9 protein-coding genes, 1 tRNA gene and 3 rRNA genes are annotated in these 12,814 nt (G+C 66.9%); 3 read left to right on the forward strand and 10 right to left on the reverse strand.

The genetic code is table 11. The features are described from left to right. Positions 1 to 10: 10 nt before the first annotated feature. Both LIP_RS15035 and pstB read left to right on the forward strand, forming a co-directional pair. Positions 11 to 697, forward strand: a complete 687-nt coding sequence (locus LIP_RS15035; RefSeq protein WP_068140205.1) for a response regulator transcription factor — start codon at positions 11 to 13, stop codon at positions 695 to 697. Positions 698 to 727: 30 nt separating this feature from the next. Beyond that, a complete protein-coding gene (pstB, locus tag LIP_RS15040) occupies positions 728 to 1,516 on the forward strand; it encodes a phosphate ABC transporter ATP-binding protein PstB (protein WP_068140209.1) in 789 nt (262 codons plus the stop codon). A gap of 566 nt (positions 1,517 to 2,082) precedes the next feature. Here pstB and LIP_RS19060 read toward each other — a convergent pair. Together LIP_RS19060 and LIP_RS15050 are read right to left on the reverse strand one after the other, a co-directional pair. Next, a complete protein-coding gene (locus tag LIP_RS19060; protein ID WP_068140212.1) occupies positions 2,083 to 2,889 on the reverse strand; it encodes a hypothetical protein in 807 nt (268 codons plus the stop codon). Then, positions 2,876 to 3,457, reverse strand: a complete 582-nt coding sequence (locus LIP_RS15050) for an RNA polymerase sigma factor (protein WP_068140216.1) — start codon at positions 3,455 to 3,457, stop codon at positions 2,876 to 2,878. Before LIP_RS15050 ends, LIP_RS19060 begins: the two co-directional genes overlap by 14 nt. A 154-nt stretch (positions 3,458 to 3,611) precedes the next feature. Here LIP_RS15050 and LIP_RS15055 point away from each other — a divergent pair, with 154 nt between their 5' ends. Continuing rightward, positions 3,612 to 4,391, forward strand: a complete 780-nt coding sequence (locus LIP_RS15055) for a type III pantothenate kinase (RefSeq protein ID WP_068142155.1) — start codon at positions 3,612 to 3,614, stop codon at positions 4,389 to 4,391. Here LIP_RS15055 and coaBC read toward each other — a convergent pair. From coaBC to LIP_RS15095, 8 genes are all read right to left on the reverse strand, one after another. Beyond that, entirely contained in the window at positions 4,333 to 5,634 is a 1,302-nt protein-coding gene (coaBC, locus tag LIP_RS15060; protein WP_068140219.1) for a bifunctional phosphopantothenoylcysteine decarboxylase/phosphopantothenate--cysteine ligase CoaBC, read from the reverse strand. The genes LIP_RS15055 and coaBC overlap by 59 nt on opposite strands. Positions 5,635 to 5,962: 328 nt before the next feature. Continuing rightward, positions 5,963 to 6,037 (reverse strand) — tRNA-Met (locus LIP_RS15065). A 29-nt stretch (positions 6,038 to 6,066) separates the two neighbouring features. Further along, positions 6,067 to 6,183, reverse strand: a 5S ribosomal RNA gene (gene rrf / locus LIP_RS15070). A gap of 360 nt (positions 6,184 to 6,543) precedes the next feature. Then, positions 6,544 to 9,540, reverse strand: a 23S ribosomal RNA gene (locus tag LIP_RS15075). A gap of 124 nt (positions 9,541 to 9,664) precedes the next feature. Next, positions 9,665 to 11,203 (reverse strand): 16S ribosomal RNA (locus tag LIP_RS15080). Together the 16S, 23S and 5S rRNA genes with 1 tRNA gene alongside form the textbook arrangement of a ribosomal RNA operon. A gap of 306 nt (positions 11,204 to 11,509) precedes the next feature. Continuing rightward, the gene (locus LIP_RS15085) at positions 11,510 to 11,785 is read right to left on the reverse strand and encodes a DUF2508 family protein (protein ID WP_144440643.1); all 276 of its coding nucleotides are present in this window, start codon (positions 11,783 to 11,785) and stop codon (positions 11,510 to 11,512) included. A 101-nt stretch (positions 11,786 to 11,886) separates the two neighbouring features. Further along, positions 11,887 to 12,486 (reverse strand): recombination mediator RecR, encoded by a 600-nt coding sequence (gene recR, locus LIP_RS15090; protein ID WP_068142156.1) that lies wholly within the window; start codon positions 12,484 to 12,486, stop codon positions 11,887 to 11,889. Then, complete coding sequence (locus tag LIP_RS15095; RefSeq protein WP_162492754.1) at positions 12,486 to 12,806, reverse strand: YbaB/EbfC family nucleoid-associated protein; 321 nt, start codon at positions 12,804 to 12,806, stop codon at positions 12,486 to 12,488. Before LIP_RS15095 ends, recR begins: the two co-directional genes overlap by 1 nt. Positions 12,807 to 12,814: the final 8 nt, after the last annotated feature.

The following is a 12,814-nucleotide window of genomic DNA, read 5'->3' on the forward strand; positions in this document are numbered from 1 at the left end:
AGGTGGTGGCGTGAAGGAACGGATCCTGGTCGTCGACGACGAAGCCTCCATCCTGGAGCTGGTTCGGTTCGCCCTGGAGCGCGAGGGGTTCGACGTGGCCGTGGCCTCCGACGGCGAGACGGCCCTGAAGAGCTTCAGCAGCCGGCCCTCCGACCTGGTGGTCTTGGACCTGATGCTGCCGGGGAAGGACGGCCTCGAGGTCTGCCGGGAGTTGAGGCAGCAGAGCCAGGTTCCCATCATCATGCTGACCGCCCGGGGAAGCGAGACCGACAAGGTGCTGGGCCTGGAACTCGGGGCCGACGACTACATGACCAAGCCTTTCAGCCCCAGGGAGCTCGTTGCGCGGGTGAAGGCGGTGCTTCGGCGCACGGAGCCCCGAGATCTTGCGGAGAACCAGGTCCTGCGGGTGGGCGAGATCACCCTGGACGCGGTGCGCCACCGGGTGACGGTGGGCGAGCGGGAGATCCAGCTGGCCCCCAGGGAGTTCGAGCTGCTACGGATGCTGATGGCCAACCGGGGCGCGGTGCTCAACCGGGACCTGCTCCTGGAGAAGGTGTGGGGGTACGACTACGCCGGCGACACCCGCACCGTCGACGTGCACGTGGTGCGCCTCCGGCAGAAGGTGGAGGATGACCCGGCACATCCGAGGTACATCGAAACCGTGCGTGGCGTGGGATACCGCATGCGCGAGGTGTGACCGCCTTTCAGGCGGCAGGGAGGACGCGCCATGGAGCTGGATGGACGGAAGAACGGCCAGACCCCCGCGACCAAGATCCGGGTCCAGGATCTCTCGGTCGTCTACGGGCGATCCCAGGCCCTCTTCGACGTGAGCCTGGAGATCCGGGCCCACTCCGTCACGGCGCTCATCGGGCCTTCCGGCTGCGGTAAGTCCACCTTTCTCCGCAGCCTCAACCGAATGAACGAGCTCATCGACGGCTGCCGGACGAGCGGCCGGGTGGATCTCGACGGTGAGGACGTCTACGGTCCGGGCGTCGACGTGGTGACGCTGCGACGCCGGGTGGGTATGGTCTTCCAGCGACCCAATCCCTTCCCGCGCCCCATCTTCGACAACGTGGCCTACGGGCCCCGGCTCTACGGGGTTCGAGACCGTCGCACCCTGGCGGACGTGGTCGAGTGGGCCCTGACCCAGGCGGCCCTCTGGGACGAGGTGAAGGACCGGCTGGGCACGTCCGCCCTGGAGCTCTCCGGAGGGCAGCAGCAACGGCTCTGCATCGCCCGGGCCCTGGCCGTGGAGCCCGACGTCCTTCTCATGGACGAGCCCGCCTCGGCCCTGGACCCTATCTCGACCGCCAAGATCGAGGATCTCATCCAGCAGCTGAAGGAACGGCTCACGGTGGTGATCGTGACCCACAACATGCAGCAGGCGGGCCGCATCGCCGACGAGACCGCGTTCTTCCTCAACGGTCACCTGGTGGAGTTCGACCGGACCGATCGTCTCTTCGAGCGCCCCCGCGACCGCCGGACCGAAGCCTACATCACCGGCCGCTTCGGCTGATCCCGGGCGGCCGATCGGCCGCCCGGCGCACCGGCCGGGCCCGCCGGCCTCCGGCTGCTTCCAAGAAGCGCCACACCCGCGGGTGGATAGCCTCCAGCCCGCCGGACAGACTAGGTGCCTGTCAGGGGTCCACAGTGGCCGGGCTAAGATCGTTGCAGGCTCCGGAAGCGGGTCTGCAACGGTCGAGCAAAGGTTGCACCAGGTTCGGCCGCGGATCTGGTGCAGCCGGAGCGAAGACTCGTGGAGGTTTCCCGCCTGGCTTGAAGCGTTCGGCAGCGAGGGCTTGCGGGCTGGGCGGGGGATCTTGACGGGTCGAGCCAAGATCGGGTCGGGCTCCGTGGTCGTTCCGACTGCGGTTGCTGCGACTCCGGGATCCGCTTCGGTCGGAAGATCGGCGTGGATCCCCCAGGGGTCCGATCCGGTCGGGCAAAGGTTGTAGCGGGCTGCGGAACCATCGGTCCTTGCTGAAAGGTGACGATCGGTGGTGCAGCGGTCCGTTGCAGCCGGAGCGCAGGCTGCTGTGGGCTCCTGACCCTTTCCTTCCTATCCTGTCGAGACCCGCGCCTTTAGGACGCTGTGGACGCGGCCGGCCCCCACCGCGGCGAGAGGTAGAGGAGGACGCCTGCCACCAGGAGTGCTGCCACCTTCACCTCGAACCAGCTGTCCGGCCCCGGTCCCGCCAGGAGCAACGACGCCAGGGGAGCGGCCGTGCGGGTGGGAAGGAGGGCCAGCCACCCGAGGGTGCCGAGGCCGATCCCCACAGGGACCCCCACCAGCAGGGAGATGCTCAGGCTGATGGCCCCGAAGAGGACCAGAGGGGCGAACCAGGCCAGGGTCATCGGCAGTAGGAAGGCCAGCAGGGAGGAGCCGGCGCTGTGGGGGCCCGCCGCCACCCACAAGGCGACCGAGGCTGCCAGGAGCAGGAGGAAGTCGTACGCCACCACCACCATGAAGCGCGCCAGGGCCACCTGACCCGGCGTGAAGGACGGTGCGAGGAGGATGCCGGCCTGGCGGGCAGGACGGAGGGTGTAGCGCACGCCCAGGAGCGAAACCAACGGTGCGACCGCAGCCAGCGGGCTGAGCCCCTGGGGCAGGTTCAGGCGGAAGGAAGCCAGGCATCCCAGGGACACCAGGAAGATGGAGGCCGCCCAGAACTCCAGGTGCGGCAGTTCGACCTGGCTTCGGGCCAACGCCACCAGGGTGCGCAGGCTCCGGCGCTCACCCCGACCGGCCTGATGGCCCTCCACCCACTCACGGCGAACCGAAACCAGGAGCCTGTCCAGGAAACCGGGCGACGGTTCCGGCACGGGAAGGTCGATCAGCCACAGTTCATGCTCCCTGCGCGAGCGCTTCGGGCGGTCAGGGATGGGCACGGTGCCTCTCCTCTCCATCCGGCACGTCCGGTACGGGGATGACCAGGATCTCCCGCAGCCGCCGCAGGGCCCAGGAGAGCCGTGACTTCACCGTCCCCAGCGGAATGCCGCAGATGCGGGCGATCTCCTGCAGGGTCAGCTCCTCGTAGAAGTGGAGGGCCAGCACCTCACGGTGCTTCGGCGAAAGCCGCCGGAGCGCCTGCAGCATGTGCCGGCGCTCGGCCCGCTGCTCCGCGACCTCGCCTGGGCCAGCTCCGGTCTCCGCCACTTCGGCGGGATCCAGATCCCTCGGGATCTCCCTTTGATGATAGGCCCGCTTGTGGTAGTCCCGACACAGGTTGGTGGCGATCGCGTAGAGCCACGGTCGGAACGGCTCGGGGTGGCGGTAGCGATGGCGGGCCCGGATGACCCGGAAGAAGGTCTCCTGGGTCAGGTCCTCGGCCGCCTGCCGGTCGTGCACCAGCCGGTACGCCAAGGCATAGACGCGCCGGTGGTGCCGCCGCACCAGCGCCTCCAGGGCGCCCAGCTCTCCGTGCTGCACCTGAAGGAAGAGGTCCTCGTCCGACACGTGACCGGCCTCCCCGGCTCGGGGCCCGTGGGACCCCCGTAGGGGCATGGTTTCCACCCGGATCCTGCGGCCTCCTGCCGCAGAGGAGAGAAGGGAATGGGCCCCCCCGAAAGGAATGGCCACCAAGCTGGTTCATCCCCAGGAGGTGAGACGGGTGCTCCTCACCATGGACGTGGGCAACACCAAGGTGGCCGTGGGGGCCTATGACACAGAGCGGCAGGTCGCCCAGTGGCGGTTGACCACCAACTCCGACCGGACCGAGGACGAGCTGGGGCTTCTCCTGATCCAGCTCCTGCGCCACCGGGGGATCGACCCCGAAGCGGTGGAGGGGGTGGCCGTCGCGTCCGTGGTCCCCCCCGTGCTGGACCTCTGGAAGGGCGCGATCGATCGCTACCTGAACCGTCCCGTATGGGTCGTGACCCACGAGGTGGACCTGGGCCTTACCATCCGGTACCATCGCCCCTATGAGGTGGGAGCCGACCGGCTCGTCAACGCCTTCGCCGCTGCAGAGCTGGTGGGGTTGCCGGCCATCGTGGTGGACTTCGGCACCGCGACCACCTTCGATGCCATCTCCCCGGAGCGCGAGTACCTGGGAGGCGCCATCCTCCCCGGCATGCAGATCTCTCTGGAGGCCCTGGTGGAGCGGACGGCGCAGCTTCCCAAGATCGGCTGGGCGCGGCCCACCCGGGCCATCGGTCAGAGCACCACCGAGGCGATCCAGGCGGGGATCTACTTCGGAACCGTCGGGCAGGTCAAGGAGGTCACCCGCCGGATCCGACAGGAGCTGGGAGGAGAGGCCCGGGTGGTGGCCACGGGCGGGCTTGCGCCTTTGATCGGCCCGGAGCTGGATGAGGTGGACCGGGTGGAGCCGTACCTCATCCTCGACGGGCTGGCTGCGATCCACCGTCGCCTGCGGGCCCTCGGGGAGTGGTAGGCCCGTGCAGGGCCACCACCCGATCCAGCAGGCGATGGGCGACCTCCTCCTTGCGCAGGAGGGGCAGGGGCTCAACCTCCCCCGAACGGCCTAGAAGGATCGCACGGTTGGTGTCAACCTCGAAGCCCGCGTCGGGCTGGGTGACGTCGTTCAACACCAGGAGGTCCACCCCCTTGGCCCGGAGCTTCTCACGGGCGCGGTCGAGGCTCGCCTCCGTCTCGGCGGCAAAGCCCACCAGCACCTGTTGGGAGCGGAGGGTGGCCAGCTCCGACAGGATGTCTCGGGTCGGCTCCAGCTCCAGGCGCAGGCCGCCGGCGTGCTCTCCTTTCTTGAGCTTCGCCGGCGAGTAGCCAACCGGGCGGAAGTCGGCCACGGCCGCGGCCATCACCAGAACGTCGCAGGCCGCAAACCGGTCGCGCAGGGCCGTCCGCATCTCCTCCGCGGTCTCCACCCGTACCACCTCTACGCCGGGAGGATCGGCCAGGGAGACAGGTCCCGTGACCAGGACCACCTGAGCCCCGCGATCCCGGGCGGCCCGGGCCACGGCGAAGCCCATCTTGCCCGAGGAGCGGTTGGTCAGGAACCGAACGGGGTCCACCGCTTCGCGGGTCGGGCCGGCGGAGACCAGCACCCGTACGCCGGCAAGGTCGCTCTTGCCCGGCCAGGGCACCAGACCCCGCCCGCCGGCCGCCATCTCGGAGGCCTGCTTGATGATCGCGTCCACCGACGCCATCCGGCCAGGCCCCTCGATCCCCGTGGCGAGCGGGCCCCACTCGGGCCCCACGGTCGCCACGCCCCAGCGGGCCAGGCGGGCCAGGTTCTCCTGGGTCGCCGGGTGGAGGTACATGATCCGGTTCATGGCAGGGGCCACCAGAACCGGCGCCTGGGTGGCGAGAAAGGTGCACGTGAGGAGGTCGTCGGCGATGCCCGCAGCCATCTTGGCCAGGATGTTGGCCGTGGCCGGAGCGATGACCAGGACCTCCGCCTCCTCCGCCAGGTGCACGTGGCGCATGAGCTGACCCGCCGGAGGATCGAAAAGGTCCACCAGCACCTCCCGGTAGGTCAGCTCCCGGAAGGTGAGCGGCGCGACGAACCGCGTCGCCGCCTGGGTCATGATGACCTGGACTTCGGCGCCCAGCTGCGTCATCCGCCGGGCAAGCTCCACCGCCTTGTAGGCGGCGATGCTCCCGGTAACCCCCAGGACCACCTTTCTCCCCTGCAGCGCCCTGCCCGGATCGGCCATCGCCATCCCCCACCCGTGGGCCGCCCCGCACGTCCGGCCCTGGCTTTCGTGCCCAGCCCATCATAGCCGACCCGCCCGCCCGGAGCAACCGAACCGCGCGCCGTGTCCCAGGCAGGAGGGTAACCCCCTCTCATTCGTGCCTCCTCACCCAGCGTGCCCGCCTCGTATGCCATTCCTGTTCGTCGGGCCAGCGCTTTGCCTTCGGCTTCCTTCGCATCCCACGCGATGGGCACCCTCGCCGTTCGGCTAACCGTTCCCCCAGGTGTGTGCGCCCCGCCGGGCGCACACGCGAGAAGCCCTGGGAGGCGATGCCTCCCAGGGCTTCAGGTGGTTGCGGGGGCCGGATTCGAACCGACAACCTCCGGGTTATGAGCCCGACGAGCTACCATTGCTCCACCCCGCGACGCGGGCGGTTACCCGCCCTCAAAGGCTTCCCGGCAGCGTGCTACTCTCCCACGGGGCTACCCCCGCAGTACCATCGCCGCAGGAGGGCTTAACGACTGTGTTCGGAATGGGAACAGGTGGGGCCCCTCCGCCATGGCCACCGGGAAACGTTGCGCTGCAGGTCTCTGGTTCGGGCGGTGGGATCACCCGCCTCACTTGTGCGCCTTCGGCGAATACGTTCGGCGGGTGATCCCGCCGCCCGAAAAGGACCCTCAGCAAAAGTTTCCGCTACAGGTTGTCAGGTACCCCGGAGGACCGGTGTCCTCCAGGTGGAACAGCCAGTGCTCGCCGCTCGCTCGGGCCTTCCGCCCATCCAGCCCCGCGCCGCCCCTCCACCGAGACGGCTGCGGGTTCCGGGGCATCCCCCGGCGAGCGGGTTAGCCTCCGGCGCTTAGCGAGCCGGGGGATGCCCCGGAACCCGCCAGCGGCGCGAGCACCTTGAGAACTGCACAGGGCGAAGCAAGGACGGCCAAGCCCTCGACCGATTAGTACCGGACAGCTGAGACGGTTGCCCGCCTTGCACCGCCGGCCTATCAACCTGGTCATCTTCCAGGGGTCTTACCCCTCAGGGCTTGCGCCCCTTGGGTGGGAGATCTCATCTTGGGGTGGGCTTCGCACTTAGATGCTTTCAGCGCTTCTCCCGTCCGCACATCGCGGACCAGCCGTGCCCCTGGCGGGACAACTGGTAGACGAGCGGTGCGTCCGTCCCGGTCCTCTCGTACTGGGGACGGATCCCCTCAGATCTCCTGCGCCTGCGACAGATAGGGACCGAACTGTCTCACGACGTTCTGAACCCAGCTCGCGTACCGCTTTAATGGGCGAACAGCCCAACCCTTGGGACCGACTCCAGCCCCAGGATGCGACGAGCCGACATCGAGGTGCCAAACCTCCCCGTCGATGTGGACTCTTGGGGGAGATCAGCCTGTTATCCCCGGGGTAGCTTTTATCCGATGAGCGATGGCCCTTCCACACGGTACCACCGGATCACTAAGCCCGGCTTTCGCCCCGGCTCGACCTGTCGGTCTTGCCGTCAAGCTCCCTTGTGCCTTTGCACTCGCCGCGCGATTTCCGACCGCGCTGAGGGAACCTTTGGACGCCTCCGTTACACTTTAGGAGGCGACCGCCCCAGTCAAACTGCCCCCCTGGGAGGGTCCCGGCCGTGGATTCACACGGCTCGGTTAGAACGCCCACTGAAGGAGAGTGGTATTCCACCGGTGGCTCCACCGAAACTGACGTCCCGGCTTCCCAGCCTCCCACCTATCCTATACACCCTCAGCCGACGTCCACTCCCAGGATACAGTCAAGCTCCACGGGGTCTTTCCGTCTAGTCGCAGGTAACCCGCATCTTCACGGGTACTACAATTTCGCCGAGCCCCCTGTCGAGACAGCGCCCAAGTCGTTACGCCATTCGTGCAGGTCGGAACTTACCCGACAAGGAATTTCGCTACCTTAGGACCGTTATAGTTACGGCCGCCATTGACCGGGGCTTAGGTTCGGAGCTTCGGGCTTGCGCCCTGACCCCTCCCCGTAACCTTCCGGCATTGGGCAGGCGTCAGCCCCTATACATCGGCTTGCGCCTTCGCAGAGACCTGTGTTTTTGGTAAACAGTCGCTTGGGCCTCTCTTCTGCCGCCCCGCCAAGCTTCGCCCGCTGGGGGCTACACCCGGCAGGGCCCGCCTTCTTCCGAAGTTACGGCGGCATTTTGCCGAGTTCCTTAACAGGGGTTCTCTCGCGCGCCTTAGGATCCTCGCCTCGCCTACCTGTGTCGGTTTGCGGTACGGGCACCGCTTCCCTCGCTAGAGGCTTTTCTTGGCAGTCCGGGCTCCGGTCCTTCGCTACTTGAGTTTCGCTCCCCATCACGGCTCACCGTTGGATGGCGGGAGGGATTTGCCTCCCCCGCCCGGCTACCCGCTTGGACCCACGCTTCCATCCGTGGGCTGACCGTGCCCCCCTGCGTCACCCCATCGCTCAGACGGGAAGACGGTGGTACGGGAATGTCGACCCGTTGTCCATCGCCTACGCCTTTCGGCCTCGGCTTAGGTCCCGACTGACCCTGAGAGGACGAACCTTCCTCAGGAACCCTTAGGCTTTCGGCGGGCTGGATTCTCACCAGCCTTTGCGCTACTTATACCGGCATTCTCACTTCCGCACCCTCCACCGTCCCTTCCGGGTTCGGCTTCAGCGGCGTGCGGAACGCTCCCCTACCGCCTCCTCCAAGGAGGAGGCCCGCAGCTTCGGTGACGGGCTTGAGCCCCGTTACATTTTCGGCGCAGGGTCACTCGACCAGTGAGCTATTACGCACTCTTTCAAGGAATGGCTGCTTCCAAGCCAACCTCCTGGCTGTCTGCGCGACCCTACCACCTTTACCACTGAGCCCGTGCTTGGGGACCTTAGCTGGCGATCTGGGCTGTTTCCCTTTTGACCACGGAGCTTATCCCCCGCAGTCTGACTCCGGCCGGTTCGGGTTGCGGATTCGTCGTTTAACGGGAGTTGGTAACCTCTCCGGCCCCTTCCCCCATCAGCGCGCTACCCCGCAACTCGTTCGACCAGGCTCGCCCTCAAGCGATTTCGGGGAGAACCAGCTATCACTGGGTTCGATTGGCATTTCACCCCTACCCACAGCTCATCCCAGGCCGTTTCAACGACCACGTGGTTCGGGCCTCCACCTCGGTTTAGCGAGGTTTCACCCTGGCCATGGGTAGCTCACCCAGCTTCGGGTCGGCCCCGAGGAACTCGTCGCCCTGTTCAGACTCGCTTGCGCTCCGGCTTCCCGGCTTCCCCCGGTTCGCCTCGCTCCTCAGGACCACTCGCCGGTCCGTTCTACAAAAAGTACGCCGTCAGGGCCTATCGCCCCTCCGACTGCTTGTCGGCCGACGGTTTCAGGTTCTCTTTCACTCCCCTTCCGGGGTGCTTTTCACCTTTCCCTCACGGTACTGGTTCGCTATCGGTCGCTTCGGGTATTTAGCCTTGGAGGGTGGTCCCCCCGGATTCCCACGGGATTCCTCGTGTCCCGTGGTACTCGGGATCGGTCACGGGTTCCCTTCGAGCCTCCGCTTACGCGGCTTTCACGCTCTCTGGCGGACCTTTCCAGGCCCTTCAGCTCGGCTCTCCGTTCCCCCCGGGCGACCACCGTCGCCCGACGGACCGTCCCACAATCCCGCCCGGGCAACGCCGGTGGGCTTCTCAGCCCGGACGGTTTGGGCTCTTCCCCGTTCGCTCGCCGCTACTTGGGGAATCGCGGTTGCTTTCTCTTCCTCGGGGTACTGAGATGTTTCACTTCCCCCGGTGCCCCGCAAGGCTTGCGCCTTGCTGCCAGGACTCCTCGCCCTGGCGGGTTGCCCCATTCGGAGATCCCCGGATCAAAGCCTGCTAGCGGCTCCCCGGGGCATATCGGTGCTGGCCCCGTCCTTCATCGGCCCGAAAGCGCCTAGGCATCCACCGTCGGCCTTCTCTTGCTTGGCCGTAAAGATGCTTCTGCCCTGTGCAGTTGTCAAGGTGCTCTTCCCGAGCAGGCCAAGCCTGCTCCAGGGTCCGAGGACCCTGAAAACGGAACAGCGAGGGACGAGAGAGGACAGAGTCTCCTTAGAAAGGAGGTGATCCAGCCGCACCTTCCGATACGGCTACCTTGTTACGACTTCACCCCAATCATCGGGCCGACCTTCGACGGCTCCCCCCTTTGCAGGTTGGGCCACCGGCTTCGGGTCTTCCCGACTTTCGTGGTGTGACGGGCGGTGTGTACAAGGCCCGGGAACGTATTCACCGCGGTATGCTGACCCGCGATTACTAGCGATTCCGCCTTCACGCAGGCGGGTTGCAGCCTGCGATCCGAACTGGGACCGGATTTACAGGGATTCGCTCCAGGTCGCCCTTTCGCTTCCCGCTGTTCCGGCCATTGTAGCACGTGTGTCGCCCAGGGCATAAGGGGCATGATGATTTGACCTCATCCCCGCCTTCCTCCGGCTTGTCGCCGGCAGTCTCCGATGAGTGCCCCCCCGTGGGCTGGCAACATCGGATAGGGGTTGCGCTCGTTGCGGGACTTAACCCAACATCTCACGACACGAGCTGACGACAACCATGCACCACCTGTCTCCGCGCTCCCCGAAGGGCACCCCCCGGTTTCCCGGGGGTTCGCGGGATGTCAAGCCCTGGTAAGGTTCTTCGCGTTGCTTCGAATTAAACCACATGCTCCACCGCTTGTGCGGGCCCCCGTCAATTCCTTTGAGTTTCAGCCTTGCGGCCGTACTCCCCAGGCGGAGTGCTTATTGGGTTACCTGCGGCACGGCAGGGATCTCCCCCACCACACCTAGCACTCATCGTTTACAGCTGGGACTACCAGGGTATCTAATCCTGTTCGCTCCCCCAGCTTTCGTGCCTCAGCGTCAGGTTCTGTCCAGGCCGCCGCCTTCGCCACTGGTGTTCTTCCCGATATCTACGCATTTCACCGCTACACCGGGAATTCCGCGGCCCTCTCCAGCCCTCTAGCCCGCCGGTTTCCTGGGGCCCTCCCCGGTTGAGCCGGGGCCTTTCACCCAGGACCTCTCGGGCCGCCTACGCACCCTTTACGCCCAGTCATTCCGGACAACGCTCGCCCCCTACGTATTACCGCGGCTGCTGGCACGTAGTTAGCCGGGGCTTCCTCCCAGGGTACCGTCCCTTCTCGTCCCCTGGGACAGGGGTTTACGACCCGAAGGCCTTCTTCCCCCACGCGGCGTCGCTGCGTCAGGCTTTCGCCCATTGCGCAAGATTCCCTACTGCTGCCTCCCGTAGGAGTCTGGGCCGTATCTCAGTCCCAGTGTGGCCGTCCACCCTCTCAGGCCGGCTACCCATCGTCGCCTTGGTGGGCCGTTACCCCGCCAACGAGCTAATGGGACGCAGGCCCCTCCTCCAGCGGCCCGAAGGCCTTTGCTCCCCCCGAGATGCCCCGGAAGGAACTCATGCGGTATTAGCCCGCCTTTCGGCGAGTTATCCCCCTCTGGAGGGCAGGTTGCCCACGCGTTACTCACCCGTCCGCCGCTAACCCCTGGCCCTTCCGCCCGAAGGCTTCCGCACCAAGGGTCCGCTCGACTTGCATGTATGAGGCACGCCGCCAGCGTTCGTCCTGAGCCAGGATCAAACTCTCCGGATGACTCTTGGCGAGTCCCTCACAGTCCCCTCACCGGCCTCCGCCGCCCCGCACTTCCGTGCGACGCCGGCTTCGACCTCAGGTCCCGTGAGGCTACACACCTTTCCTCTGGCCCGCTCTCGTCCGCTGTTCCGTTTTCAAGGTCCGCTCCGCAGGGTGTATCGCCCGGCGGCAATTTCACATGATACCACACGTCCTGCTCGAAAGCAACTGGTTCTTGGACGTCTGGCCGGCTCGGACCACGGCGGGCGGATCGCTCCGCTCCGTGGGGGCCGCAATCACGAATCATAGCAGAGACCGCGGGTACCTTCAAGAGGAAAATCCTGACTCCGTTCCGAAGAGGAAGCGAGCCATGCGTTGCCGGTCCACCCGCACACCCTCGGCTCGGGCCAGCTTCCACAGGTACATGTACTTGCGCTGGCTGGCCTCCAGGCGATGGACGGCCTCCACCACCAGGTCGGGGTCGCTCACCGCATCGAAGTAGGCCCGCGCCTGCCGCCACTCCTGCCGGGCCGCCTCCAGCTGCTCCACCAGGCCGGCGGCCCGAAGCTCGTTCTTTCCGCGCTCGCCTTTTCCGGGAGCCATGCCCACCGCTGCCGCCCCCCACGCGCTCGTGTCGCTTGAGGGTATGTCCGGCGGTAGGCGGGTATGACGGCGCCCAGGCAGACGCACGGGGCGGCCGGTTCTCAGGAGACCTCCCGCCGCCCTTCCATGGCCTTGGCCAGCGTCACTTCATCCATGTACTCCAGGCTTCCCCCCACGGGCATGCCCCGAGCCACGCGGGTGACGCGAACGGCCAGTGGCTTCAGGAGCCTGCCGAGGTACATGGCCGTCGCCTCCCCCTCCGGATCGGGATCGGTGGCGAGAATGACCTCCTGGACCTCACCCGAGCGAATCCGGTCCAGGAGCTCCTTGAGACGCAGATCGCCGGGCCCGATGCCATCCAGGGGTGAGATGGCTCCGTGGAGCACGTGGTACCGGCCGCGGTACTCGCGCGTCCGCTCCAGCGCCACCACGTCCCGGGGTCCTTCCACGACGCAGACCAGGCTCCCGTCCCGTTGGGGGTCGGTGCACAGGCGGCAGGGATCCACGTCGGTGAGGTTGCAGCACACCGAACAGGTCCTTATCTGCTCCCTGGCCTCCACCAGCGCCGCAGCCAGCGCAGAGACGCGCTCCTCGGGCTGGTCGACGATGTGGAAGGCAAGGCGTTGCGCGGTCTTGGGCCCGATGCCTGGGAGGCGGGTCAGCTCCTCCACCAGCCGGGCCAGCGGGCGGGGGAGGGCCATCACGGCAACCCCGGCAGCCCGGGTACGTTGAGGCCTCCGGTGACCTTGGCCATCTCCTGGGCGGCCAGCTCCTGGGAGCGCTTGAGGGCGTCGTTCGCGGCGGTGAGGATGAGATCCTGCAGCATCTCCACGTCCTCCGGGTCGACGGCCTCGGGGTCCAGGAGCACCTCTACCAGCTCCTGGTGACCGTTCGCGACGACGCGCACCGCGCCGCCGCCCGCGGTTCCCTCCACCCTCCTGCCACCCAGCTCCTCCTGGATCCGAGCCATCTCTGCCTGCACCCGCTGAACCTGCTTCATCATCTTCTGGATGTTGGGCATCCCTTCCG

It is taken from the genome of Limnochorda pilosa (assembly GCF_001544015.1).
Classification (GTDB): Bacteria; Bacillota; Limnochordia; order Limnochordales; family Limnochordaceae; genus Limnochorda; species Limnochorda pilosa.

What these genes read in the sequence shown, in the direction of transcription:
- coaBC (WP_068140219.1), bottom strand. Translation starts at nt 5,634, where the DNA reads ATGGCCGATCCGGGCAGGGCGCTGCAGGGGAGAAAGGTGGTCCTGGGG.
- recR (WP_068142156.1), bottom strand. Translation starts at nt 12,486, where the DNA reads ATGGCCCTCCCCCGCCCGCTGGCCCGGCTGGTGGAGGAGCTGACCCGC.
- pstB (WP_068140209.1), top strand. Translation starts at nt 728, where the DNA reads ATGGAGCTGGATGGACGGAAGAACGGCCAGACCCCCGCGACCAAGATC.
- LIP_RS15085 (WP_144440643.1), bottom strand. Translation starts at nt 11,785, where the DNA reads ATGGCTCCCGGAAAAGGCGAGCGCGGAAAGAACGAGCTTCGGGCCGCC.
- LIP_RS15095 (WP_162492754.1), bottom strand. Translation starts at nt 12,806, where the DNA reads ATGCCCAACATCCAGAAGATGATGAAGCAGGTTCAGCGGGTGCAGGCA.